The following is a 26,572-nucleotide window of genomic DNA, read 5'->3' on the forward strand; positions in this document are numbered from 1 at the left end:
GAAACACAGACTTTGATTTTCCGGGGTTACGTTATTGCGTCACCCCGAATCCTTTATAAAAGCTATCGTCTTGCAGGACTGTGGTTTCTAGGTTCTCTTCTGGGATTATGGCCTTTGGTTTCCGGCTTGCCTTTTATTACTTCAGGCTCATTTCTTTCTAGTCCGGCAAATTCAAATAACAAATCCAGTTCTTTATCCGTCAATTCATAAAACGTACAGGCTTTTAGACGTTCAGGTAAAACTACCGGCCCGTAGCGAACACGCATTAAGCGGCTAACAACAACTTCCTGAGACTCCCATAAGCGCCTGACCAGTCGGTTACGTCCTTCACTAACGATAACGTGATACCATTTATTGGCACCTTCACCGCCAAAAAACCGAATGGCATCGAATTTGGCTTTACCATCCTCAAGCTCTACACCTTGCTTGAGTTTTTCCAGCGTTGCCTCTGACACATCACCTAAAATACGCACCGCATATTCACGTTCAACTTCCGTGGAGGGGTGCATTAATTGATTGGCCAGCTCACCATTATTGGTAACCAATAATAATCCCGAGGTGTTAATATCCAACCGGCCTACTGAAATCCAGCGAGCGGTAGTCAGTGTCGGCAACTGCGTAAATACCACCGGACGACCTTCAGGATCGCGACGAGTTACCACTTCACCAGTAGGTTTGTGGTAAAGCAGTACCCGCGTGGGTTGTACCGCAAATTTTTCCCAATGAACCACCCGTTCATTGAGCTGCAAATAATCACGCTCTTTTAAACGGTCACCCAGTTTAACAATCTCACCGTTTAACTTTAACCGGCCTTCAGCTATCCAGCGTTCAATTTCCCTACGCGAACCGACACCGCCGCGTGCCAGCACTTTTTGTATGCGCTCGCCTGCATCGGGCTGATTTTTGTTAACTTTTTTTGCTACCTTGATTTCATCCGGCTGTTTCGCTGAACTGCCGGCCGGTTTGTAACCCGTTTCTTTCGGCGCATTTCTTTCCTTGTTTTTACGCTGTTGTTTGGGTGACCTTTTTATTGTCTTCGGCGAGTTGCCCGGCTGCTTCGATGAATCGTTGGTTGGTTTCTTGCTTTTCACTCGTTACCTGCATAGGTTGTTGCGTATTATCTAACGACTCATCAAGATGTTGTATATCCTGCAAAGTTGGTAGTTCATTTAATGACGTAATATTAAAATAATCCAGAAATTGTTTGGTCGTGCCATATAAGCCGGGTCTACCCGGCGTTTCTTTATATGCTACTACTCTGACCCACTCACGTTCAAGTAAAGTCTGAATAATACTTGAGCTGACACTGACACCGCGTATATCTTCAATATCGGCACGAGTCACCGGTTGCCGGTAGGCAATAATTGCCAAGGTTTCCAGTAATGCCCGTGAATATTTTGGTGGTTTCTCTTCAAATAAACGCGATACCCAGCGGGATAAATCCTGTTTAATTTGAAATCGATAACCACTGGCTACCTGTTTTAATTCAATGGGCCTGGATTTGTAATCTTCCGTAATAGCCTCTATTGCCAATTGTATTTCCTGCAGTTCCGGTTGTTCCAGTTCAGGAAAAACGTGTAATACTTGTTTAGCCGTCATCGGACGCTTGGCAACAAATAGAATTGCTTCAACTATACGCTTGGTTTTTACGTTGATGTCAGGTTGTTCAGTCACAGATGGAAGTGTGTTCAATGTTGTTGGTCTTAACGGTTTATGTCGTTTTCTAAACTTGCCAAAAGGACGCAGCCTGATTGGCACAACAAACCGCTCTTCGACAAAGCCCTTTTGGGCAAAGTTGATGGGTACATCATGGTCAGCTACGATTAAGTCAACAACAGCAGGCTTTACCGATACTTTAGTTTCCCGTTTCGATGGCGATGTAACCGGCACCTCTAACTCGTATTTCGGTAAAGGGTTCTGACTGAATGATTTCGATAAGTCCTTCTTTACCAAGTTCGAGGATGGCCAGAAACGCGACAACAACTCCGGGTCGACCTTCTTTTCGGATAAATAATTGCGAGAAAAGGAGACTATCTTGTCCTTTAAGGTTTGCCAAAATGGTTGCCATTCGTTCACGGACAGATAACGCTTCTTTGGTAATTTGATGATGACTGAGTTGGTCTACCCGTTTAAGAACATCCTGAAAAGCCAGTAACATGTCTCTTAACTGAATATCCGGTAATTGCTGCACAATATCCAATGCTGAAATATCAATATCTACTGCAAATATATCACGTTCAACTCTGGGTAAAAAATCCATCTCTTCAGCAGCGGCCTTAATACATTCATATTCCTGTAATCTGCGAATTAATGTAGCCCGGGGATCGTCTTCGCCATCATCTTGCTCAGACTGCCTGGGTAAAAGCATTCTTGACTTTATTTCTGCCAGGAGCGCTGCCATAACCAAATATTCAGCGGCCAATTCCAGGTTTAATTCCCCCATTAGTTGAATATAAGTAATGTATTGTTTGGTAATCTGGGCAATAGGGATATTTACAATATCCAGATTTTGCCTTCTGATTAAATACAGTAGTAAATCCAGCGGCCCTTCAAATAAGTCCAGAAACACTTCCAGTGCATCCGGCGGAATATAAAGATCATCCGGTAATTTATTAAAAGCCGCACCGTTAACCATGGCAAACACCGGCACATGATCCATAACAGCAGTCGTTATGTTAGTAGTCATTTTATTGCCGTTGGTATCGCGTCAGGTTAAAATGATTGGCAGGATCGTCCAAAACAAGATTCAAGAGTAATTCATGAAAATCATAAGCCGGCAATTGAAAAAAACAATTTCTGGGCGATAAACAGAGGGTATTCTAAAAGTACGTTTAAAACTTTAGTGTAGAGCAATATGATCAAAATAATAAACCCGTACCGTTCCAGGCGATTATATTGCCGAGCCCAATAAGTCGGTAAAATACCTGTCAAAATACGACTGCCATCAAGCGGCGGAATCGGTAACAAATTAATCAACGCCAAAACCAGGTTAATTGAAATACCGGCAACACCTGAATAAATCAACGGATGTGAGATCGCTTCATTGCCCGCGCCGATAGTAACACCCAAGCGAATAATTAGCGCCCAAAAGACCGCCATCAACAAATTTGAAACAGGCCCGGCCAAAGCCACTATAGCCATATCCTGCAAGGGATTTTTAAAATTTCGCGGATCAACAGGAACCGGTTTTGCCCAGCCAAAAATAAAACCGGTACCGGTAATCAGTAACAGTCCTGGAAGAATAATCGTACCAAACAGATCGATATGCTTGATCGGATTTAAGGTTAACCGACCCAAACTGGAGGCAGTATTATCGCCGTATTTTTTGGCAACCCAACCGTGTGCTACTTCATGTACGGTAATCGCAAAAATCACCGGCAATATCCAAACCGCTATGCGCTGAATTAACGTTAAATTATCCATCATATTATATATTCTCTATCAATCCAGCATGGGAGCAAGACCCTTGCCCTGGCGGATGATCTCTGCACCGTCATTGGAAAACTCGATCATGGTCGTTTCTCCACCGTCAATAATGCCGGCATCAATGATTAAATCCAATTCATTTTCAAGCTGGTTTTTAATGTCGTAAGGATCGGTCATAGGCTCGGTTTCTCCCGGCAATATCAAAGTCGCACTGAACAAAGCTTCGCCCAACTCCTGAAGCAACAATTGTGCAACCGGATGATTGGGAATACGTACACCGATAGTTTTTTTCTTGGGATGTTGAAGCCGGCGCGGCACTTCTCGCGTGGCATCCAGAATAAAAGTAAAAGGCCCCGGCGTTAATATTTTAATCAACCGATAAGCATCATTACCGATTTTAGTAAATGTTGATACTTGCGTCAGATCTTTGCACACGAGCGTAAAGTTGTGTTTATCATCCAATTGTCTGATACGCCGTATCCTGTCCAGTGCCTGTTTGTCATCCAATTGACAGGCAAGCGCATAGGATGAATCTGTCGGATAAACAATAACGCCACCCTTGCGAATAATTTCCACAGCACGGTGAATCAATCGCAATTGCGGATTTTCTGGATGTATTTCAAAAAACTGAGCCATCGTGGATGCTAAAGTGAAATTAAATAGACGCGCATTATACCTTACATCCCCGAATGATCGCGTTTAAAAATACTTGAAAATAGAATTTAAATAGGGATAAAACCGCTATCAACATTAATAATAAGGCGACTGAGGGAACACTCCATAAAGTAAATCCAAGATAAATATTTTTACTTTCACCAGAATCAAGAGTCTGCCCGAGAAAAGATACCTTCATTAATTAAGCGACATTATTTTCTGTAGGGTCTGCCGTGTGGATCTTGAAAGCTAAAATGCACGGGCTTATTTAATCCAGAAATCTATAACTATCATCCTTAATTTTGGCTATTTTTTTGTATCCACGAGATCATGTCTGACGCTTTCTTTTTGCTGGGTGTTTTTCGAACTATTTAGATAGTTTATTTCAGCCCAATTGATAACTTTCTCGCGCGCTTGCTTTAAACGCATGTCATCTTCTTTTTCGTTGCGTCCTTTCATATACTGATGCAATGTTAACCTGTCTTTTGAAAATCTATAGGCATTAGAAAAACAGGCTACCGCCTTATTGACTTCACCCTTTTTTCCGAATACTTCGCCTAAATTTTCCCATGCTGTTGTTCGCCCTGGAGACAATGTTAAGGCGCTGGTTATTGCTTGTTGGGCCGCATTAATATCACCTTGTCTTAAGTAAGAAAACCCCAAATTATTGATAACTTCAACATCCGACCGATCTAATTTATTGGCTTTTTCAAACAGCTCTACCGCCTTATTAAAACCACCTTCTTTTAGTGCCACCAAACCTTTAAAGTTAACTGCTCTCGCCGCCTTCTTGTTACCTTGCTCTGGTTTGGATGAATTTTCTATTTGCTGCTTTAGTTGTTGTAGTGCTGATTCGTGACTTAATCCACCAGCATTTAACGCATATTCAAGCATCTGCACAACCATTGTTTGCGATATATTTGCTGAGGAAATATTCCCGGCTTTATCTTGCTGCTCGAGCAACTCCTGCTTGGGTAGTTCCTGGATTGCCGGTGATTTTGGCAGTATTTGTAGCACTGACTGTTCAGGTGTTTTTGATGCCTCTTCTGCGACGCTATCCAATAACAAGGATTGCGCTGATGAGGATTGCCTGGAATTAACTATTTGCTTGACTTTATCCACAACAGCAACTTTATTTTCGTTTATTTGAGCTTTTTCAGGTGGTTGATAACCAGCAATTTCATGCCTTGTAACAACAAATATCCCCAGGCAAATCATCAATACCAAAACGAACAAGCCCACACGGCGATTACTATCAATAACCCCAGGATTATTAATTCCACAATACGGGCAAGTTTTAGCTTCTGTTGAAATTTCTTTTCTACATTCTTTACAGTTATTTAATGCCATGGGCCTTACTTCATTAATAATTACAGGCGAATTTTTTAGTCAAGCAAATATCCTGTGTTGTCAGTGTCATGACAGGCGCTTATTAGAAATAAATAACCTGAAAACCATTCTAAATCGACGTATCTTTAAGCGTTAACATTGCTTCTCTCAGGTAATGTCAAAAAATCAATAGCCTCAAGTGACGCAGGATTTTTGTTTATTTACATCGACGGCAAGGTTATAAAAAGTAGGACAATGCAGGAAATAACCTTATGGATGCGCTAACCCCAAGATACCCACAACAATCAAATATACCGCTACGAAGTAATTTAAAAACCTTGGCATTAACAAAATCAATACCCCCATTACAATAGCCAGTATGGGTGCGATGGCGACATTCATAATCATGATAATTTTTCCTTAGAAATTTAAGTCAAAGGCAACTAGTACTCAGTCAATCTGATAATGTCGGATGCCATGTCAGTAATTTCGTTATTACAGGGCTACTTTTATCCGACATATCAACGCTGACTGAGTACTAGCTTATATCGCTTTGCGTTTCGCTATTGATGTCGTTACCTATTCCGGCTACCAACTTTCAGAGGGAAAGTCTTAACTAGCAAAAATACTTTTTAGGGTATCACATATTTTTACATGAAACATGTAACCTTGAAACTCTAATTCGTAGAGATAGTGTTTACAAATTAACGATAAACCAACGAACAAGATTTAATGCCGGCAATCTCGTTTCCTGTAATAGTCAAAAACCTCCGGCAAAGCCGGAGGCTTGAAAATGTGAACCGCTCAAAGCGGATTAATAATTGTGCCACCTAAAGGTGACAATGCCTTAAAATAAATCGAGTTGTTCTATTCGTTTATCCTCTTCTTCTTGATGCCTGATATAGTTTCGTACAGTGACTTCATCCCTGCCCACTGTTGAAACATAATATCCTCTTGCCCAAAAACTTTGTCCGGTGAAATTCTTTCTTCGCCCCATAAAAGTTCATGCAATGGATATAGCGCTTTTACCCTTAATAAAGCCAACAACCTGTGATACTGAATATTTGGCTGTAATTGAGATTAGAATATGGACATGATCTGACATCAAATATCCTTCCTCAATCTTGCATTCCTTTTGTAAGGCTAAATCTTTTAGTATTGATCCCAGATATTGCCTCAACTCCTTATAAAGGCTTTTTTTCTATACTTTGGAATCCAGATTATATGGTATTTACATTCCCATTTTGTATGACTTAAACTCTCTGGTGAATTCATCGTTTGTTTCCTTATCTTTTGAACTTTAGGCGGTTCACAGATAGGGAGACTCTCGATGATTCCCGTAATTGTCAAACTTTATGAGTCCACCAGCAGAGTTGGGGGGTTTACTTATGATTAATTACCGCTGATATACTTATTCTGGTCACTATAGCCAGTTATAATCATCAGGCTTAATAAACTCCAATGAAAAATACCATATACTTAAGCACGAATATTATCACGCCACCTTAACTCTTAAATAATGACAAATCACTATCCCATCGGTCCGGTTATGCTGGATGTTGAAGGCTTAACCCTTGCCCCCCATGAACAGGAAAAAATAAACCATCCCAATACCGGAGCGGTTATTCTTTTTTCCCGTAATTTCCAAAACCCACCGCAAGTTAGCGAACTGATTAACAGTATTCGTGCAGCACGAAAGGGCGACATTCTGATTGCGGTGGATCAAGAAGGCGGCAGGGTTCAGCGGTTTCAAACCGGCTTTACGCGGTTGCCGCCTGCGTCTTATTATGCTGAAATTCCTGAGCTTGCAGAATCGGCAGGTTGGTTGATGGCGACTGAATTATTGGCAGTGGGTGTTGATTTCAGTTTTGCGCCGGTACTGGATATTGATTGCGGTATTAGTCAAATTATCGGCAATCGCTCCTTTTCAACCGACCCGGAACTGGCAACACACCTTGCAAGTTTGTTTAGAAAAGGAATGAACACAGCAGGCATGGCAGCGACTGGCAAACATTTCCCAGGACATGGCGCAGTCGCGCTGGACTCACACCTGACGCTGCCGACAGATGACCGCGACTTGGAGAGCCTTCGCGCAAAAGATTTCCTGCCGTTTAAGCAACTGATAAAAGAAGGCTTGGAAGGTATTATGCCTGCACATGTTGTTTATCCAAACATTAATCCTTATCCCGCCGGTTTTTCAACTTTCTGGATACAACAAATTTTACGTCAGGAATTAAACTTTAACGGGGCCGTATTCAGTGATGATTTAAGCATGGCGGGTGCGGCATCGGTGGGGGATTTTACTGAACGCGCCAGACTGGCACAAATTGCTGGTTGTGATATGTTATTAGTCTGCAATAATCCACTTGCGGCTGAACAGGTTTTGGAGGCATTGCCGGTTAAACCAGATCCCGTCAGGGAACAACGACTTAAGCGAATGCAAGGCAAACGGAAACCGGCAACACACAAAAATACTGAAAAATGGCAACAAATTTCTGATCTTATTAACCAACTGATGCAAAAATATGCTTAAAGAAATAAACTACATTCAGACAAATGCCGATTTGTTGTTCAGCGAACAGGAGGTAGAGGCCGCTCTGGATAAAATGGCTGACCAAATTAATGTGTTGCTGGCTGGCCGTAATCCTTTACTACTTTGTGTTATGAATGGTGGCATAGTCGTTGCCGGTAAATTAATTACCCGCTTGACTATCCCTCTCAATATAGATGCAATTAACGCCAGTCGTTATCAAAACAAAACCGCAGGCGGCAGCATCGAATGGATATTGAAACCGGGATTACCTCTTAAAAACCGGACGATATTAATTATTGATGATATTTTGGATGAAGGCATAACCTTGGCGGCAATTTATCGTTATTGCCTGGAACAGGGCGCGACATCGGTTTACAGCGCGGTATTAGTAGACAAAATGCTGGATCATGAAAAACCGGTAACCGCTGATTTTGTTGGTCTTAAAGTAGCAGACCGTTATTTGTTCGGTTATGGCATGGATTACAAAGGTTATTTACGCAACGCATCCGGCATTTATGCCTGCAGAGAAATAAAAGAGGACATAATATAATGACCAAGCTTGCAATTATTGGCGGCACAGGACTGACCCAACTTAGTGACTTAACCATCATCAAACGTGACAAACTGACCACTCCTTATGGTGAGCCTTCAGCTGACTTTATTACTGGCGAGCTCAACCAAAAAGAAGTGATTTTTTTGGCCCGACATGGTAATCCGCACACTATCGCACCACATAAAATAAATTATCGAGCCAATATCTGGGGACTTAAACATCTGGGCGTTGAACAGATTATTGCGGTTGCCGCCGTGGGCGGTATTACCGAAGCCATGAGACCTGCACATATCGCCATTCCCGATCAAATCATTGATTATAGCCATAGCCGCCTGCATACTTTTTTTGAAGACGAAAACTACCCTGTCACGCATATAGACTTTAGCTATCCTTATTGTCAAAAATTGCGCTCCGCTTTAATTATAGCGGCCACTAATGCTGATATTACCATCAGTCCAATAGGCACTTATGGTTGTACCCAAGGTCCTCGCCTCGAAACCGTTGCAGAAATTAATCGCCTTGAAAGGGATGGTTGCGATGTAGTGGGCATGACTGGTATGCCGGAAGCGGCTTTAGCTAGAGAACTTGACATGAGTTATGCCGCTATTTCTGTTGTTGCCAACTGGGCAGCAGGCAAAACTGAAGGTGAAATTACCATGGCTGAAATTGAGCAGCATCTCCATGTTGGTATGGCCAATATGGCGAAATTGCTAAAAGTTTTTATCGCTCAGGCGTAAGGCAATTTTCTACAAAGGCTTTACGCACCTATAGACTCCCGGATAGTAATTTCGATGTCAAGAGATAACCATCTCTTCAAGGCATAGTCACCCATACAAATTTTTTTCATAGTAAAAACAATAAGTTAAGAAAAAACACCCTCTCCTATTGGAGAGGACTGGGTGATGACTATATGGACATAGGGTGACTTTAACCTGCTGAGAAAAGCGGGCTTTCAAGATAATTGCCTACGGCGCTCTCGCGAAATTAACCATTCAGCCACCGCAAGGTTGATAGCCCAGCCCGCTCCCATGCATAGTGTCCTTGCCAGCTCCCCTTGTATGCTCGTAAACAGGAACATGGGGATATGAGTAAAGACCTGTGTACCGGCACCCAAGCCGAGAGCATAGCCGCGTATCATCCAGGCTCGGTGATGAGGAATATCCCGTTTGCAGATAGCAGTAAAGCCGAGACATAGACACAAGACCATCGCCGAACCTACCAGAAGCCTTATGCCGTAAAGGAACGGGCCGTCAAAATTGACTGGTGGATAGAAATAGGTCATCCACAGGCCGGAAAGCGCGACGACTAGTCCGCAAGGGATAAGTATCCGCCCGGCCGCACGGTGCCAATTGGGTTTGCGGCTACGGAAGCTGGGGGAAAACTGGAAAGCGCCGAGAACGCAGTAGATCACGGCATTGATAATATGCAACACCACCGGCAAGGGAGCCGCGAAGAACCGTGCATTATCTGGAGTGATCTCGATACCGCTGGCGAGTCCAATCACGCGAAAAGTGCCGGCAACAATCGGGATAAAACCAAGCGCTATTAACCCTGTGGGTATGAGCCATTCAGATTTGGCGGTGAAGTTCATTATTAAAGGTTCCTTATGTCTACTGCCCGAGAATAGCAATTGTAGCGAAGGAAAGCCGTTTTGAGTCAGATTTTTTAGTCGTTTGCGGCAAACAGTTGTTCTATCTAACGAAAATTAGCGGTAAATCTGGCAAAAATGGCTTTTCCGCAGTCGGTTTTCTATTCTCGGACAGCCTCTAAACAGTCGACATTGCCAAAAATACTGACACAGCAACGTATCCAAGGATACAGGAGTTACCCAATGTTTGGGACCTGTAACTCATCAAGTAGCAAATAACACTAAGGTGCAATAGTTGTAATATTACACAGGGTAACATCAGGTGTTTTCACGAAAGCGAAACGAACAATTGAGTGGTGGAAAATAGTCACCACAAACGCAAGCCTTAGGTCTTTTCACAATACGTTTTTTGAGTAATGCAAATGTCGAAGCATAATGAACAGCGTCAAGTCATTGACGTGCACGGTTATGGGCATCGCCTTGTTGTCTGGACAGAGAGGTCCACTTTAGTAATCTATTAATATTGTCAGGAGATAATTTTTGAAACAATCCTTTTATGACCTAAATTATTCTGACTTGGGAATGATTATAAATCAGAATAATTTAAACAATTCAGGAGCGTCGGTTCTGTTTAATTGGCATTATAAGAAAAAAGAAACGGCTCAATGCACTGATAAAATAGCCAAATGCTCATTGGCCTTTTTTCAAAATAATTTCGACTTTTCTTTACCCGAAATCGATACGGTTCATGAATCAAAAAATGATCGAACAGTAAAATTTCTTTTTAAGCTTAAAGACAACCATAAAATTGAAACTGTCCTTATTCCGTTTCATAAAAAATATTCTATTTGCCTTTCATCGCAGGTTGGCTGTGCAATGAATTGTTCTTTTTGTTTTACCGGAAAACAAGGGCTTAAAAGAAATTTGACTACCAGTGAAATTGTTGGCCAATTTATTCAGGCTTGGCGCTGGTTAGCGGCAAACAGGCCTGGAGAAGAAAGAATTTTAAATATAGTTTTTATGGGACAAGGCGAACCTTTACATAATTTCGATGCGGTTAAAAAAGCGTGCGAAATATTTTTATCCAAACACGGAACATCAATTGGCGTTCAAAAAATTACTATTTCAACGGCGGGGTATATTCCCGGACTTAAAAGATGGAGCGAGGAAATTCCTGGAGTAAACCTTGCGTTATCTCTTCATTCACCCTTTGAAGAAAAGAGAAATGAACTTATTCCCATTAATAAAAAATATCCGCTAGATGAAGTGCTGGCCACTATTGACAAAATTCCTTTAAATAAAAAGCAGTTTATAACTTATGAATATATTCTGATAAAAGATTTTAACGATTCTCCAGAGGATGCTCAAAAATTGGGCGCGATACTGATGGGTAAAAGTGCTTATATCAACTTGATCCCTTTTAACTCATTCCCCGGATCACATTACCAGCGACCGGATTTGGATAAAATTGAAAAATTTAAAGAAGTTTTAGATACTTTTAAAATCCCGACTCTAATAAGAAGTGTTAAAGGTGATGATGTATTAGCAGCATGTGGACAACTTAATTCTAAAAATAAAATAGTTTTTGTGAGTTAAAACGATTTTTCTAAGATGCTTAGTGAATAACGATTTTAAGTGTTTTTAATTTAGTGCCTTTCTCTGTATTAAAAGCAACAACCAAAACAGCATCATAGCGAACAGCAATTCCTGCCATGGGCCAAAGGCAGGAACTTGTTGTGGCGTAGCGGTGACTGTTTCGCTAATAGCCACCGACGTATTTCCGGCATTATTACGGTGCCAGAGGGAGATGCGCCGGTTACGGTTGCGATCAAGGTAAGGCTTTGTCCAGCCATAATAGTAGACTCCGAAACAGTAACGGTAATGGTAGTTGCGGCAATCACGGTCTCGGATAGCGCAGTTGAAATGCTGGTGAGGTTATTACTGTCTCCGGCATAAACCGCAATAATCAAGCCGACACCTGGGGAGGTCAAGGCGCTGGTGGTCAGCGTGGCCACGCCGCCACTTAAAACTGAAGTCCCTAGCGATACGTCGTTATTATTGAATTGGACACTGCCGGTAGGCATAAAACCGCTGACCGTTGCGGTAAACGTGACGGATTGGCCGCTAACAAGATTGGCCAAAGAACTACTTAACCCGACACTGGTCGAACCGGGGTTTAAATTGCGCCATTGTGTTATCAAAAGATTGGCATCGACCGAGCCCAAGCCGGTTGCCGGATTATAGCCAGAACCGTTAGCAATAAAGCCGACTTGACCGGGTACCGAGTTGCTGCCGGAAAGCGTAGGATGGAAATAAGCATAACTGCCGCCGTTGGCCTGCATTTGGTATAGCCCATAAAGGGTCGGGTTGATATTGCCTTGACGGCCAAGGTTATATTGCTCCAGTAACGCGACAATCCCTGCCAGTGATGGCGTAGAGGCGGAGGTTCCACCAACCACTTACTGAGAGCCGCTCACATAAATGATATAACCGTCATGACCGGATGCCGACTGCGAAACGTCAGGAACATATCTGGCATTATCCACAGGTACGCCTGGTGAAACCTGCCAGACGGGTTTAGACAAGTAGCGACTTTTACCGCCACCAGAAGCATATAAATTACTGCCGCTTTCATTCCAAACCGTTTCCGGAATATAACTCAAGGCGGATACCGTTCCGCTAGATTGCCAATAGAGCGACGGATTACTAGTGTTATTAAACTGTGTGCCGCCCACGCAGGTACTGTATGGCGAACTGCATAAGCCGTTGACGCCAGCGCCGCCAACAGCAGTCGCCTGGCTGGAGATGTCACAGCCTGCGACACCGCTATCGCCTGAAGACACCAGCACTGTTTGCCCCTGTGTTTGAGCTTGCTGCCAAAGACTGCTCCAATAATTTACGCCCGATCGGCTAATGGATTTTTCACAAGAACCATAACTCAAACTAATGATATCCCCGATATTGTTACTCACCGCATATTGTGCAGAAAGTTGAATGCCATCGGCAGTTGTTGTGGAAGCCGAGGTGATGAATTTTTCCGTGGCACTGGGCGCGATTCCACTTGCCCACTCGACATCCAGACTGGATTCCATCTGATCGCCATTGACCAAATCCGGATCTGGTCCATTAATAATGGTTTGTATTGGATTCGACGGCAAGCCGGAAAAGCTTTGGAAAGTGGCGATGTCGCCGGGAACGATATTACTACGTCCAATAACGGCAATAGTAACGCCGCTACCTTTCACAGATGCCGCATAAAGGGGATTACACGCCATAATCCCCAGGCGTTAAAAATGGCTACCGCCAGAGGTCATGTCTGAATTTCGCAAAATAGTGATGGATTTCGGTATGGCTACAATGCACCGTATTTGCAGGCTGTTATACACTGCTCAATTACGGTTATTTTAAGATTTCGAACGAGCTATTCATAAATGTTATTTACTACCATGGCGTAGTGACTATTTGCGCCGATCTGATTAACATGCTCGCTCCGTTGGAACAGGTTTTGCCGCAGCAGAATCATTTACTTTCAGTTAAAGCTAATTTGGAGATCGTTCGCGGCTGCGATGGAGCTGGTGTGTTGTTTTTGATGGTGTCGGCCATTGTTGCTTTTCCATCAACATGGCGGCGAAAATTGATCGGGCTGCTCTTGAGCATCGGCTTAATCTATCTGCTCAATCTACTGCGTATTATCACCTTGTATTTTATCATTGCTTACCAACCCGACTGGTTTTTGTTGGTTCATGCTTATCTGGCACCGACCTTGATGATAATCGTGGGTTGTGTCTATTTCGTCTGGTGGGCATTCGGTTCAACGGAAAAGATTCATAAACCGGCGTGAGCTGATTTTCCTCAGTTTGAAAGACCTACTGGCATGGCTGGTCTTATCCGGCTTGGTTTGGTATTTTGGGGAGTGGTTGTTAAAAGTGCTATTCCCCTTGTTTGAGGTGTAAAGTGGACCCCATTGTCCAGACAATATTTAAGCTTAATTAAGAGGGCATCGATTCCGTTACAGCAGATTGGCGCTGTCCCACTTCTTCTTTTGAAGAAACCCGTTTGTCACTAAAATGATCAACTACTTTTACGCCGCCGCCGATGCCTGTCCGATAAACTTCATTGGGCGTTTTATAGCTCAATGCCTGGTGAAACCGCTCACTGTTATAGAATATAAAGTACGCGGTCAGACCCAACAACAATTCAGGCACAATGACATAGTTTTTCGGGTAAATGTCCTCGTATTTGACACTACGCCATAGCCGTTCAACAAAAATATTGTCCAAGGCACGACCCCGATCGTCCATACTAATCTTACAGCTGTGTTCCAGTAATTTATTGACCCATAAGGTGCTGGTAAACTGCGATCCCTGATCGGTGTTAAAAATTTCTGGTGCGTCATATTGATTAAGCGCCTCAGTCAAACAGTCCAGGCAAAAACCAACATCCATGGTGTTTGAAACCTTCCACGCCAACACTTTACGACTGTACCAATCAATGATTGCGACCAGATACATAACGCCATGCGCGAGTCGTATATAAGTTATATCCGTACTCCAGACCTGATTCGGTCGGACAATAGCTAATCCTCTGAGTAAATACGGATAAACCTTATGTTGCGGATGTTTTTTACTGGTATTAGGACCAGGCACCATGGCAACCAACCCCAGTATTTGCATCAAACGCTGCACTCGTTTTCGGTTCACGCCATGCCCTTGTCCGCGTAGCCAGACTGTCATTTTCCTGCTGCCATAAAAAGGATGGCGGGTATATTCTTCATCCAGCAAGCGCAGCAATAACAGCTCGTATTCATTCACAACTACTGTCTTGTTAGCGTAGACGGTGGATCGGGCAATACTCGCTAATTTACACTGCCGAACCAACGCCAGTTCATCATGGGGATCGATCCAGCTCTGTCTTTCGCTTAAAAACTGATTCCTGACTTTTTTCTAGTGCCCCGTGCGGGTATTAAGCCAGTCCAGTTCCATATTAAGCTGACCAATCTTGGCATACAATCGTACCGGATCGCTCTGAGGATCAAGGGGCTTCGAGCCACGCTTTACCTCAAACAGTTGGCTGGCATTTTCTAATAAGGCCTTCTTCCATAAACCAATTTGGGTAGGATGAACGCCATACTCTTGAGCAATCTCATTTACCGTTTTTTGCTCCTTCAAAGCTTCTAACGCTATTTTAGCTTTTTGTGCCCCCGTCAAAATCTTACGTTTTTTTTCACTCATTCCTGTCTACTTTTTTTATGGAAGACACCATCTTAATCGACTGTCCGGATTTTGGGGTCCACTATATGGGTAGGTAACGTAAAATAAAAAGAACTACCCTTTTCATGCCGGCTATTGAAATACAAATTACCATCATGGGCTTCAATAATTGAACGACTGATAGATAATCCCATACCCATGCCCTCAGTTTTGGTTGTATAAAAAGGCATTAATATTTTTTGTTTTTGGTCTTCAGCAATACCGGAGCCATTATCTTTTACCCTGACTTCTAGCCTATTATTGAAAAGCAATCGACTATAGATAGATATCTTGCGCTGCTGGTTTGCAGGAGAGTTTTCCAAGGCTTCAACACTATTTTCGATCAGATTTATAATGACCAGTTCAATTTGGGCAATATCAACATTAACAACGGGTAAATCATCCTCAAGTTCAAACAAGATTGTTATATTTCCGCGCTTAAGATCAAACAAATACAAATCGACAGATTTTTGAATTAACTCATTAAGGTTACTGATTACCTTATGATGCACATTAGGATTAGCACATTTCATAATTTTATGAATAATCTGCCCTACTCTTAACGCCTCTTTCTGTGTTTTTTGGATAACCTCTGTCAGCTTTGCCAAGTCAGGACTTGCAGCCTCAAGCAGATTTAAACTAACTCCTGAATAGGCAACAATCGCATCCAGTGGTTGATCAACTTCACGAGCAATACCTGATACTATTTCTTCTATCAGGCTAAGGCGAGCGACATGGGAAAGCCGCTTGAGATGCCTTCTGGATTTCTGTTCCTGATATTTACGCGAGGTAATATCCTGCATACTGCCCACCAGGCGTAGCGGTTTGTTCATGGTGTCGTATTGCAATTTACCACTGCTACAGATAAAACGAATGCTGTCATCCGGTAATCTGATACGAAAAATGAGTTCTTGCATCGTGATCCCCTTCAGGCAATCATTAAACCAACTATTTTTTAATTCCAGATCGTCGGGAAGCATTAAAGCATTAATTGCTGTAACGGTATGTCCGAAGGTTTTCGGAGAAACGCCAAAAATTCGGTACATTTCATCTGACCAGGTCAGGTAACCCGTTGTCACATTTAAAGACCAACTACCAATACCGCCGATGCGTTGTGATTGGGACAATATTTGCTCTTTTTCCCGCGAGGCTTCCTGTATTTGTTTTCGCTCGGTAATATCGGTATGTGTACCAATCATACGTAAGGGCTTTCCATCTTTGCAGCGACTAACCAGCATACCTCGACCCAAAATCCATTTATAACTACTATCCTTACAGCGCAGACGATATTCAACATGGTAAATCTCCGTTTGCCCTTCCAAATACTCTTGCATTATATTTGCAACAGTTATCTGATCATCTGGATGAATACGATCCAGCCATTCTTGGTGGGCAGGTAAAATATCTTCTTGACTATAGCCCAGCATTGCAAGCCAGATAGGGGAATAAGTCGCTTGCCGGGTCTGAAGATTACAGTCCCATACGCCAAAATTAGCGCCTTCTATGGCAAATTTCAACAGAAACTCACTCTCCTGTAGCGCTTTTTCTATTCGTTTTCGTTCGGTGATATCGGAGGTATAGCCATGCCAGAGCGTGGAGCCATCAGCTTCTCGTTGTGGTACTGAATTACTAAATAACCAACGCTCCGTACCATCATTGTCTATTACTCGATATTCATGGCTGAAGAGGCTCAAATCTTGAAGTGATTTGCGCATAACCTCAATAATTCCATCGCTGTCTTCCGGGTGGAATCGGGAGAATAATTTGGAGGCATCCTCGCGAACTTCTTCCGGACTGAGTTGATGAACATTATTGAGACCTTCACTGGCGTAAGGAAAACAACAACTACCATCGGGGCGCACACGAAATTGATAGACAACTCCCGGTACTTGACTGGCGATTTTCTGCAAACGGTCAAGAGACTCTTCCAAGAGTTTATTTTCGGTGATATCAGTAAAGTTGATGCGCACCAGCAGATTTTGGTCATTAGCTGGTATAAGTCGACAGCTGAGCCGAGAATGACATTCAGATCCATCACCGACTTGAAAAGATAATTCGGCGCTAAAGACTTCTTCGTTTCGCATCAACTTCATAAAGAGAATATGCCAGTGATCGCGATCTTTAACAGTAACCAAAGCGGTGAAAAGATGATTAATCAGAGCCTCGCGCTCTATGCCGAAGATACGGGTACCCGATAAGTTAATCTTTGCGATTCGGCCTTCGCGAGTTAGCGTCAGATAACCATTGGGAGAAAATTCATAAAGATCAACATAGCGGTAATGAGATTCACTAAGCGCAATTTGAGTGCGCCTTAATTCTTCATTTTGAATCTCAAGTTCAATTTGATGAAGCTCGAGTGTATGAAATAGTTTTTCTTTGTTTTTGGAATCTGCCAATAGTTATATCTCGGTAGTTAACTTTTTAGCCATCCCCGTTAGGTACTTCCGTTTGGTTCTATTGATTTTTGATTTTACTCTTAAAATTACCATGGAAAATGACAGAATCATCATGCAATTAATAGTCTTTTTTCTATCTCGTAACAATTCTGCGAGAGTATTTAAGCCTACTAAATATGCATTCAATGCATGTTTTCTTTTATAATAACATACATAACACTTACAACTTCTTTCCGGTTCGATTTATATACTTTTGATAAACAACTGCGATGTTGACAGATACCACTCCTTAGGTGATTTCCTGCGAAGAATATACCCAATTTACTGGTCTTTTTATTTGTTTTCTGCGTTGTCAAAATAGTTACGTAGCCAGCTACGTGCCTATTTTGCCGCCTTGAAAATAAAAAAAATCCTGCGCCACTTGGGTATATTCATTCTTGGATATCGCCTTAAAGGATATTATCTATCAAAGCTTTGAACGATATACAGCTGAAATAACTGTTTTTGCCTGACTATTTATGCATCTTATCGTTGCACGACAAAGGGGTTTTTATTGTGATGATAAACTTTTTTGTAAAATGATATGCTTGGCTCTCCTGCTAAATATCTATTCGACGGTAACAGACTTTGCAAGATTTCTCGGCTGATCCACATCAGTGCCTTTTAAAACAGCGACATGGTAAGACAGCAATTGTAATGGAATGGTATAGATAATCGGTGAAATTTCATTCTTAACTTGCGGTATTTTTATAATTTGTACGTTGTCATCGGCTGTCGTAGCTAATGTTTCATCCATAAAAACAATTAACTGCCCACCTCTTGCGCTAACCTCCTGAATATTTGATTTCAATTTTTCAAGCAGATTATTGTTTGGCGCTACGGTAATAACCGGCATATCCGCATCAATTAATGCCAAGGGGCCGTGCTTTAACTCACCTGCGGGATAGGCCTCGGCATGAATATAAGATATTTCTTTTAATTTTAATGCACCTTCCATGGCTATAGGATAATGACTGCCTCTACCCAAAAACAAGGCATGCTGTTTTTCTGAAAATTGTTCGGCCAACAATTTAATCTCATTATCCAACTGCAACACTGCTTCAATTTTTCCGGGTAAACCAAATAATTCCGAAGTAATTTTCTTCTCCATTGTTTCAGTCAACTCAAATCGCCTGCCAACAGCTATCACCAACAGCATCAATGCTGTTAACTGTGTTGTAAACGCCTTGGTCGAGGCAACACCAATTTCAGGCCCTGCACGCGTAATCAAGACCAGATCAGATTCCCTGATCAAAGAACTCTCGGGAACATTGCATATCGCCAAGGAATATTTGGCGCCCAGTTTTTTGGCTTCCTGCAATGCAGCCAAAGTATCAGCGGTTTCACCCGATTGCGAAATGGTAACAACCAGGGTATCGGCTGCCAAGACCGGACTTCTGTAACGAAACTCACTGGCGACTTCAATATTGCAAGGTACGCGAGCCAGCTTTTCAAACCAATAGTGTGCGACCATGCCGGCATGATAACTGGTACCACAAGCGATAATCTGTATCGATTTTATGCTGTCAAATACTTCAGGAGCCTTATGTCCAAAGGCACTATCTTGCAAGCGATCATTTATAAATCGTCCTTCCAAAGTCTGAGAAATTGCAAACGGCTGCTCATAAATTTCTTTTAACATAAAATGGCGATAGTCACCCTCCTCAACCGAATCTGCGGTTAATCGACTTTCTCTGGCAGGACGATTAACAACATTGTCATCTGCATCATAAATAACCAATTTATCTATACTGATAGAGGCTATATCGCCCTCCTCCAGAAACATAAAACGTCGCGTAACAGGGAGCAAAGCGGCAACATCCGAAGCGATAAAATATTCACCAATACCTACGCCAATAACCAGCGGACTGCCTTTTCTGCAGGCTATCAAGATATCCGGTTCTGAGGTACTGATTATCCCCAAGGCGTAAGCACCTTTCAGTTTTTTTACCGCCAGCTTAACTGCATTTAACAAACCATCAGTATCCTGCCCTGAGCCAAGCCGAAGGGATTCCATAGCCTGATAAATTTCATGCACAATAACTTCGGTATCAGTTTCTGAAGTAAACTCGTAGCCATTTTTTATCAGTGCGCTACGCAGCACCTCATGATTTTCAATAATACCGTTATGCACTACCGCAATTTTATTCCGACAAATATGTGGATGGGCATTGGCTGTACTGGGTTTACCATGTGTTGCCCACCGGGTATGTGCAATGCCGATCTTGCCACAAACAGGATCAGCCAGTAACAATGCCTCAAGACCGTTAACTTTACCCAACTCCCTTTTGCGATATATCGTCTGGTCGTTAATAACTGCCAATCCTGCTGAATCATAACCACGATATTCCAGCCTTTTTAAGCCTTCCATCAATATTGGTACGACATTTCGTTGCGCTATTCCACCTACTATTCCACACATATAATTAATTATTGTCTAATAAGAAGTTTATTGGTGAGTGCATAGCCAACAGCATGCACCGTTTTGATAGGCAATTCACGATTCAACATGGTGAGGGATTTTTTTCTAAGCCTGCCCAGAATTAAATCAAGTTTACGACAGCCATGTTGATTAAATTCACCAAATATTTTTTTGGAAAAACAATTTTTATTAATAACTTGATCAGAATTTTCCTGGATATAGCAAAGAAAAGAAAACTCTCTCGATGTCAATGTCATTAACTGATTGTCCGGTGCAATTAATGTCCAGTTTGAATGAGATAAATACCAAATAAAATCAGTTGGTTCAACTGGTTCAACTGGTTCAACTGGTTCAACTGGTTCAACTGGTTCAAAATGCAGATCAATGGCTTTTTGTGTACGATAAATCGCATTGATATTGGCGAATAATTCTTCTGAAACAATAGGTGCATTTAAGGTTCTATTAACCCCCATATTAATTAGTGTGGTTTTATCTGCATGATCCAAATCAGGGTTAACCATAGAAATAATGATTAATTTAGGATTTACTTTCAAAAACTTATCAATACAAGGATTAGTATCATTTAAAAACTCAACATCAACAACCAAAACATCTATTGTCGATGCCAACAATAATCTGAAGTAGTCAATCGGCTTAGTCAGGATGGTAACAGGAAGATTAATAAAATCATTTGCTACAATTAAGCTGGATGTAAGTATTGTAATTTCAGGCTTCATTACTTTGTTTAATGGACGTTAGCTGTAATTTTTAATATTACTATAAATAATAAAAAATTAAACTATCTGAGTTATTTTGATGCAATTTGCAGTAAATGAGCCATTTTGATGCATTTTGATACTACCTAAAAGACATGAAATATATAATAATTAAATATCAAAAAATTATTGGCACTACAAAAGCAAAAAAAAGATAACTTAAACCGTTAGAACCAATAACATAAATCGGCACAAGCGCACTGACCATTTTATTTTATAGAATAAATACCTGTCGTTCGTTTAGTACTGAATTTATGTCAACTATTATTAACTGCCATTAATGAGTGATTGAAACATGAATACGCCAAAAAATTATTTAAAACTAGCTCTGATAAGCGCTGCCTTATCTACTCCACTGGCAGCAATTGCTGCAGATGTTGCCTCTACTGCTATTACACTCAACGCTGATCAAACTGACATACTCAGTAACATCTCAGCAGCAATCACAGCCAATCCTGATCAGGCAGCGGCTATTATCACAGCAGCAATTGCAGCATCGCCTACCCTGGCAGCCGCTATTACCACCGCAGCCGTTACTGCAGCACCTGATTATGCAGCCGCTATCACCACCGCCGCTATTACCGCTGCACCAAGCTTCGCAGCCGCCATTACCACCGCAGCTATTACCGCTGCACCAAGCTTCGCAGCTGCCATTACCTCCGCAGCTATTACCGCTGCACCAAGCTTCGCAGCTGCCATTACCTCCGCAGCCGTTTCCGCAGCACCAGGCTCGGCAACTGCCATTACCTCCGCAGCCGTTTCCGCAGCACCAGGCTCGGCAACTGCCATTACCACTGCAGCCGTTACGGCAGCACCAGGTTTTGCAGCCGCAATTGTTACCGCCGCCATTGCTGCAGCACCAAGTTCTACATCTGCCATTAGCAATGCAGCAGTTACCGCAGCGCCAAGCTCTGCAGCGACTATCACCACAGCAATAGTAACAGAATTGGTTTCAGCATCAACTCCCACAGCCTCAGTATCAGAAGCAACAGTAAACAATACTGCTACTGTGACAGAGGTAATAGTAAGTTCTTTTACAAAAACAGTGGATGCCTGTAATGGTAACAGTGCATGTATAGACACGGCTATCAATACTGCGGTAAATCAGGCCACCAGTTCGGGTACAGGTTCATCTGTAATTGAAGAAATCAACACCATAGCAGCGACTGTCAGTCCTAATTAATCAATTTATCTGTAAATCAATTTCTTCGAGTTGAAAAATCATGTTTAAAAACAAAATTTTAGCAGCTTCACTTATCGGAATATCGAGCGCAGGCGGTGCTTTGGCTACTGAACGCTCTGATTATGATCTGCAATCATCTCAATATTATCAAGAAGGTGTACATGCGGGTGCTTTCACTCTTCTACCCAAACTGGGTTTTAATAATGAGTACAATTCCAATATTTTTATGCGCGATAAAAGCCTTGCCCAGCCCATAAGTGATAGCTACATTGCACATTTCAGACCCGGCCTTCAAGCAAAATCAAACTGGAACCGACACGCACTTAATTTAAAGTTTGATACCGATCTGGCCCAATATGTGACCTTGCCTGACCAAAGTAATTACAATGATCTGATGACTCAAGTTAATGGCCGACTGGATGTCGTTCGTGATAGCCACCTGGATGGTTCCTTTGCTTATAACAGCGTGCATGAAAATAGAGCGTCGCCTGATCAGATTGCCGGTATCGGCCCGACTTTTTATGATACCAAAGTCATTGATACCTTTTATACCCATAAGTTAAACCGGGTGTCCGTTAATGCGGGTTTAAATGCTATCCGTTATGACTATCAGGATGTCGCCACCGCTGCATCAAATACGCCTCTGTTGATGAGCACCAGAAACCATTGGGAGTATTTGCCCTCAATCCGTTTAGGTTATGAAATTCAGCCGGCTTATGAAGCCTTTGTAAAATTTGTTTATAAAGACTCAACTTATGATTCACTGGTACTTTCTAATGGCGTCGGCACTGCCTATAACCGTAATGCAACCGGTTACAACGCTTTGGGTGGCATGGCCTTTCAATTAACCGATCTGGTAACCGCAGATGCTTCGGTGGGTTATTTGCAACGCACTTATGAAGATTCCCGTTTAAGTCAAATTTCCGGTGTTAACGGTTTTATCAATTTAAAATGGCGCCCCACCATGCTAACTACTGTCAACGGCAGATTTAGTCGTGATATCAACGAAACCACTCAGCAAGCTGTTTCCGGAGTTTTTGCATCCGCCGTAGCGCTGGATATGGAGCATGAACTGATGCGCAACATATTTCTTATGGCGGGTGCTGATTATACCAATAACGACTACCAAGGCTATGTGCAAAACAATGCACCGGGTGCCACCAACCAACAAAATCGTACCGATAATATTTATGGTGCTAATGTCGGTGCCAAGTACTTGTTAAACAAAAATTTTTCTACCGACCTGACATATATGTACCACAATCGTGATGTTAATTATGTAAACAATAATTATGAAGTCAATCAAGTAATGCTTAATTTAAGAGGCCAGTATTAAGCTATCTTTGCTTTGATGTTTCACATTCCTGTACTCTAGATTCCGGCCAACTCTCGCTTCGCTCTCCCTGCCGGATTTACGCTGCTTTTACGAATGAAGATATCTATGCCCGGAGGGTGTAACCCGACAAAGATTATGTAGTTTATAAAATGTTTATCAGGGTGGATATCACCCTTTCTTAACCGCCTTTTTCTCTGTAAGAAAAAATGAGTCCATATCGTAATAAAGTTGTTTCCACCCTTTTGCTGTGCATTGTGTGTTTTTGCACGACCTTATTTGCTGACAACAACAACGAGACACTATCTAAAAGCCAAAATTTGATTAATGAAGAATATAAACTGGGATCAGGTGATTTAATAAAAATCACCGTCTTTAATCAAGAAGATTTGTCCGGTGAATACACAATTAATGGCGCCGGCAAAATAGCTTTGCCGTTAATTGGCGATGTTGAAACTAAAGACTTAACGGTAAAGCAGGTAGAAGAAGGTATTGCCAATAAATTAAAGCCGGATTATTTACTTAATCCTCGCGTTAATGTGCAAGTATTAAATTATCGACCCTTTTATATCCTCGGTGAAGTAAAAGGCCCACAGTCTTATCCATATGTCGATGGCATGACCTACCTTAACGCGGTCGCAATCGCCGGTGGTTACACTTATCGCGCCAAAGAAAATCATGTGATAGTTATCCGCATGAATGATCGACAAAAAAAAGAGCTAAGACTCAACATGAATGAAAAGGTATTACCGGGTGATGTTATTCACGTAGAAGAGCGTTTTTTTTAAAGCCAATACAAACGCATCCTTTTAGAACTTTATTAATCAATACCCATCGAGAAAACTGTGTACGATTTAAAAGAAAAACAGATAACATCTATCGACTTACCAAACAATGACAACACAGAAATATCGCTGAGCCATATTTTTAATACGCTGTGGCTAAAAAAACGTTTATTAATAAGCGTTACTGTTTTTATCAGTGTATTAGCCTATTTATACGTATCCCAGTTAGTGCCCCGCTACACGGCAACATCACAATTACTGGTTGGCATTAATGCGGCCAAGGTAGTCGATATCCAAGAAGTAATATCAGGTAACTTAACTGGCGATTCAGCAGTGATAGGTGAAATGGAGGTTATTAAATCGCGTGAACTGGCGCGTAAAATTATCAGCCATTTACACTTGGCTCAATCCGAAGAATTTAATCCAAAACATAAAGAACCGGGTTTTTTTGCACAGTTTAGCGTCAACAATTTATTGCCTGATACCTGGAAAGAAGCTATGGGACTGGTAAAAATAGACAATACCACAACCGAGGAAAAGGAAGAGTCAACGTTAACTAATTTAATCGATAACTTTCTGCTCAAACTAACCGTTTCACAAGTCAAGCGTTCACAAGTGATTAATTTAACTTATGAATCTGAAGACCCAAAATTAGCAGCAAGAATAGTTAACGATCTGGCTGATCAATATATAGTCGGGCAAATGCAAGCCAAATTTGATGCCACTAAAAAAGCCACGGATTGGTTAAATGATCAACTGGGCGAATTAAAACAAAAAGTAGAATCATCAGAACGCATCGTAGAAAATTACCGCAAAACCCATGCCTTGCAAGAAGTTTCCAAAGGCTTGGGCGTAACACAGCAACAATTGTCAGAAATAAATAGCCAGTTAATTATCTCGCGTGCCTTTCGGGCCGAAGCCGAAGCCAAATATCAACAAGTAGAATCCATAACCAGAAGTGGACATGATATTGACAGTGTTTCCGATGTGTTAAATTCACCTTTAATCTCAAGTTTACGCGGTCAAGAATCAGAAGTGCAACGCAGGTATTCTGAAATGTTGGTGGAATACGGCATCCGTCATCCACGCATGATTCAAATGCAGGCAGAACTGGAAGACATCAAAAATAAAATCAACCAGGAAGTTAAAAAAATTGCCGCCGGCTTGCGCCACAATTTGGACGTTGCCATCGCACGTGAAGGTTCACTATCCGGCAGTTTGAGGCAGATGGAATCAAAAACCAGCGGCAACAGTCAGGCGGAGGTTGAACTCCATGCTTTGGAACGTGAAGCCACTGCCAACAAAGTATTATTTGAAACCTTTTTGGGGCGTTTTAAAGAAACCGCCTCAACTCAAGGTATCGAACAAGCGAACGCCCGGGTTATTTCCTTTGCAGAAACCCCACAGAATGCCTCCTTCCCCAAGAAAAAGTTAATGCTCGCCGTCAGCTTTATTGGCGCACTGTTTTTTGGTATTGCTCTGGTTTTTGTGCTGGAAATGCTCAACCCTGGTGTGCGCTCACCAGAGCAAATTCAGGCGCTCTTTACTCTGAGCACCTTGGGTATCATCCCTAAAATAATGGATAACAAAATCTTGCCACATAGCTATTTGCTGGCTAAACCGCACTCCGCTTTGGCAGAGGCCATTAATACCTTACGGGTTTCATTGTCTTTGCTTAATCCGGATGCCGAAGTTAAATCATTAATGGTTACCTCATCGGTACCCGGTGAGGGCAAAAGCACTTTATGTGTTTTGTTGTCCAGACATTCGGCTGCTGCGGGCAAAAAAGTGGTATTAATTGATGCCGACTTACGCCGCCCAAGCATAGGCAAAATCTTTAACCTTAACGAAAACACACCCGGCTTAACCGATTTATTAATGAATCATGATCTGGTACTTAATGATGTACTGGTTACTGACCCCGAAACCGGCATGCAAATTTTAACCCGAGGTAAATCGGCTTTTATTAACCCGCTTGATTTATTTGCCTCGCATAGAATGCAGGCCATAGTTAATCAATTACGCAAGCAATTTGATTTAGTTGTTATAGATACAGCCCCCCTTATGCTCATATCTGATACCAGAGTTTTGGCAGGTCTGGTTGATAAAACTATTTTCGTTGTAAAGTGGGACTACACGCCCAAAAAAGTGATAACCAGTGCTTTGGAGATTTTAAATAAAGATGGCCATAACAACCTGGCCGGCATTGTGTTACAAAAAGTTAACCTGAAACAATATGGCCGTTATGGTGAATCGGGTTATTACCATTCTTATGGCCGTTATAATAAATATTACACCAGTTGATT

At 42.0% G+C, this 26,572-nt stretch carries 22 protein-coding genes and 2 pseudogenes; 9 read left to right on the forward strand and 15 right to left on the reverse strand.

Annotated features, from left to right (window positions below; genetic code table 11):
* Positions 1–62: 62 nt before the first annotated feature.
* The 8 genes and pseudogenes from rluB to tnpA all read right to left on the reverse strand — a co-directional run bounded on the left by rluB (position 63) and on the right by tnpA (position 6,684).
* Positions 63–929 carry a 23S rRNA pseudouridine(2605) synthase RluB gene (gene rluB / locus KKZ03_RS19005; protein WP_243221677.1) on the reverse strand — a complete coding sequence of 289 codons (867 nt, stop codon included), beginning with the start codon at positions 927–929 and terminating at the stop codon, positions 63–65.
* Positions 930–1,002: 73 nt separating this feature from the next.
* Positions 1,003–1,890 carry an SMC-Scp complex subunit ScpB gene (scpB, locus tag KKZ03_RS19010; protein ID WP_243218326.1) on the reverse strand — a complete coding sequence of 296 codons (888 nt, stop codon included), beginning with the start codon at positions 1,888–1,890 and terminating at the stop codon, positions 1,003–1,005.
* Complete coding sequence (locus tag KKZ03_RS19015; protein WP_243218327.1) at positions 1,856–2,686, reverse strand: ScpA family protein; 831 nt, start codon at positions 2,684–2,686, stop codon at positions 1,856–1,858. Before KKZ03_RS19015 ends, scpB begins: the two co-directional genes overlap by 35 nt.
* Before the next feature lie 80 nt (positions 2,687–2,766).
* Positions 2,767–3,426, reverse strand: coding sequence for a site-2 protease family protein (locus KKZ03_RS19020; RefSeq protein ID WP_243218328.1), 660 nt, complete (start codon positions 3,424–3,426; stop codon positions 2,767–2,769).
* 15 nt (positions 3,427–3,441) lie between these two features.
* Positions 3,442–4,062: an L-threonylcarbamoyladenylate synthase gene (locus tag KKZ03_RS19025; protein WP_243218329.1), complete on the reverse strand. Its 621-nt coding sequence runs from the start codon at positions 4,060–4,062 to the stop codon at positions 3,442–3,444.
* 324 nt (positions 4,063–4,386) lie between these two features.
* Complete coding sequence (locus KKZ03_RS19030) at positions 4,387–5,430, reverse strand: hypothetical protein (RefSeq protein WP_243218330.1); 1,044 nt, start codon at positions 5,428–5,430, stop codon at positions 4,387–4,389.
* A 249-nt stretch (positions 5,431–5,679) separates the two neighbouring features.
* Complete coding sequence (locus KKZ03_RS19035; RefSeq protein ID WP_243221678.1) at positions 5,680–5,811, reverse strand: DUF3096 domain-containing protein; 132 nt, start codon at positions 5,809–5,811, stop codon at positions 5,680–5,682.
* Positions 5,812–6,256: 445 nt separating this feature from the next.
* Positions 6,257–6,684: pseudogene (gene tnpA / locus KKZ03_RS19040) on the reverse strand (IS200/IS605 family transposase).
* A 244-nt stretch (positions 6,685–6,928) separates the two neighbouring features.
* Between tnpA and nagZ the strand changes: the two are divergent.
* From nagZ to KKZ03_RS19055, 3 genes are read left to right on the forward strand one after another with little or no spacing between them, the layout of a single operon-like run.
* Entirely contained in the window at positions 6,929–7,942 is a 1,014-nt protein-coding gene (gene nagZ, locus KKZ03_RS19045; RefSeq protein ID WP_243218331.1) for a beta-N-acetylhexosaminidase, read from the forward strand.
* On the forward strand, positions 7,935–8,492 hold the full coding sequence (locus KKZ03_RS19050) for a hypoxanthine-guanine phosphoribosyltransferase (RefSeq protein WP_243218332.1): 558 nt from the start codon (positions 7,935–7,937) through the stop codon (positions 8,490–8,492). The genes nagZ and KKZ03_RS19050 overlap by 8 nt, the downstream gene beginning before the upstream one ends.
* Positions 8,492–9,232 (forward strand): S-methyl-5'-thioinosine phosphorylase, encoded by a 741-nt coding sequence (locus KKZ03_RS19055; RefSeq protein ID WP_243218333.1) that lies wholly within the window; start codon positions 8,492–8,494, stop codon positions 9,230–9,232. Before KKZ03_RS19050 ends, KKZ03_RS19055 begins: the two co-directional genes overlap by 1 nt.
* A gap of 215 nt (positions 9,233–9,447) precedes the next feature.
* Here KKZ03_RS19055 and KKZ03_RS19060 read toward each other — a convergent pair whose 3' ends face one another.
* The gene (locus tag KKZ03_RS19060) at positions 9,448–10,086 is read right to left on the reverse strand and encodes a DUF2306 domain-containing protein (protein WP_243218334.1); all 639 of its coding nucleotides are present in this window, start codon (positions 10,084–10,086) and stop codon (positions 9,448–9,450) included.
* Between the two features lie 537 nt (positions 10,087–10,623).
* Between KKZ03_RS19060 and rlmN the strand changes: the two genes are divergently transcribed.
* Positions 10,624–11,679, forward strand: a complete 1,056-nt coding sequence (gene rlmN, locus KKZ03_RS19065; RefSeq protein ID WP_243218335.1) for a 23S rRNA (adenine(2503)-C(2))-methyltransferase RlmN — start codon at positions 10,624–10,626, stop codon at positions 11,677–11,679.
* A gap of 92 nt (positions 11,680–11,771) precedes the next feature.
* On the opposite strand, the gene KKZ03_RS19070 is transcribed toward rlmN, so the two are convergent.
* Positions 11,772–12,542, reverse strand: a complete 771-nt coding sequence (locus KKZ03_RS19070) for an Ig-like domain-containing protein (protein WP_243218336.1) — start codon at positions 12,540–12,542, stop codon at positions 11,772–11,774.
* Positions 12,543–13,358, reverse strand: a complete 816-nt coding sequence (locus KKZ03_RS19075) for a hypothetical protein (protein ID WP_243218337.1) — start codon at positions 13,356–13,358, stop codon at positions 12,543–12,545.
* A 161-nt stretch (positions 13,359–13,519) separates the two neighbouring features.
* Between KKZ03_RS19075 and xrtM the strand changes: the two genes are divergently transcribed.
* A complete protein-coding gene (gene xrtM / locus KKZ03_RS19080) occupies positions 13,520–13,924 on the forward strand; it encodes an exosortase family protein XrtM (RefSeq protein WP_243221680.1) in 405 nt (134 codons plus the stop codon).
* Between the two features lie 148 nt (positions 13,925–14,072).
* On the opposite strand, the pseudogene KKZ03_RS19085 reads toward xrtM, so the two are convergent.
* The 4 genes and pseudogenes from KKZ03_RS19085 to KKZ03_RS19100 all read right to left on the reverse strand — a co-directional run bounded on the left by KKZ03_RS19085 (position 14,073) and on the right by KKZ03_RS19100 (position 20,926).
* Positions 14,073–15,314 (reverse strand): annotated as a pseudogene (locus KKZ03_RS19085) (IS3 family transposase).
* A 32-nt stretch (positions 15,315–15,346) separates the two neighbouring features.
* Positions 15,347–17,728 carry a PAS domain-containing protein gene (locus KKZ03_RS19090; RefSeq protein WP_243218338.1) on the reverse strand — a complete coding sequence of 794 codons (2,382 nt, stop codon included), beginning with the start codon at positions 17,726–17,728 and terminating at the stop codon, positions 15,347–15,349.
* A 607-nt stretch (positions 17,729–18,335) separates the two neighbouring features.
* On the reverse strand, positions 18,336–20,189 hold the full coding sequence (gene glmS, locus KKZ03_RS19095; protein ID WP_243218339.1) for a glutamine--fructose-6-phosphate transaminase (isomerizing): 1,854 nt from the start codon (positions 20,187–20,189) through the stop codon (positions 18,336–18,338).
* An 8-nt stretch (positions 20,190–20,197) separates the two neighbouring features.
* On the reverse strand, positions 20,198–20,926 hold the full coding sequence (locus tag KKZ03_RS19100; RefSeq protein ID WP_243218340.1) for a helix-turn-helix domain-containing protein: 729 nt from the start codon (positions 20,924–20,926) through the stop codon (positions 20,198–20,200).
* 334 nt (positions 20,927–21,260) lie between these two features.
* Here KKZ03_RS19100 and KKZ03_RS19105 point away from each other — a divergent pair, with 334 nt between their 5' ends.
* From KKZ03_RS19105 to KKZ03_RS19120, 4 genes are all read left to right on the forward strand, one after another.
* Positions 21,261–22,148: a hypothetical protein gene (locus tag KKZ03_RS19105; RefSeq protein WP_243218341.1), complete on the forward strand. Its 888-nt coding sequence runs from the start codon at positions 21,261–21,263 to the stop codon at positions 22,146–22,148.
* A gap of 40 nt (positions 22,149–22,188) precedes the next feature.
* Positions 22,189–23,484, forward strand: coding sequence for an outer membrane beta-barrel protein (locus tag KKZ03_RS19110; RefSeq protein ID WP_243218342.1), 1,296 nt, complete (start codon positions 22,189–22,191; stop codon positions 23,482–23,484).
* 206 nt (positions 23,485–23,690) lie between these two features.
* Positions 23,691–24,269 (forward strand): polysaccharide biosynthesis/export family protein, encoded by a 579-nt coding sequence (locus KKZ03_RS19115; protein WP_243218343.1) that lies wholly within the window; start codon positions 23,691–23,693, stop codon positions 24,267–24,269.
* 57 nt (positions 24,270–24,326) lie between these two features.
* On the forward strand, positions 24,327–26,570 hold the full coding sequence (locus KKZ03_RS19120) for a polysaccharide biosynthesis tyrosine autokinase (protein WP_243218344.1): 2,244 nt from the start codon (positions 24,327–24,329) through the stop codon (positions 26,568–26,570).
* Positions 26,571–26,572 lie beyond the last annotated feature (2 nt).

Origin of the sequence: Methylobacter sp. S3L5C, assembly GCF_022788635.1 — a bacterium.
Taxonomy (GTDB): Bacteria; Pseudomonadota; Gammaproteobacteria; order Methylococcales; family Methylomonadaceae; genus Methylobacter_C.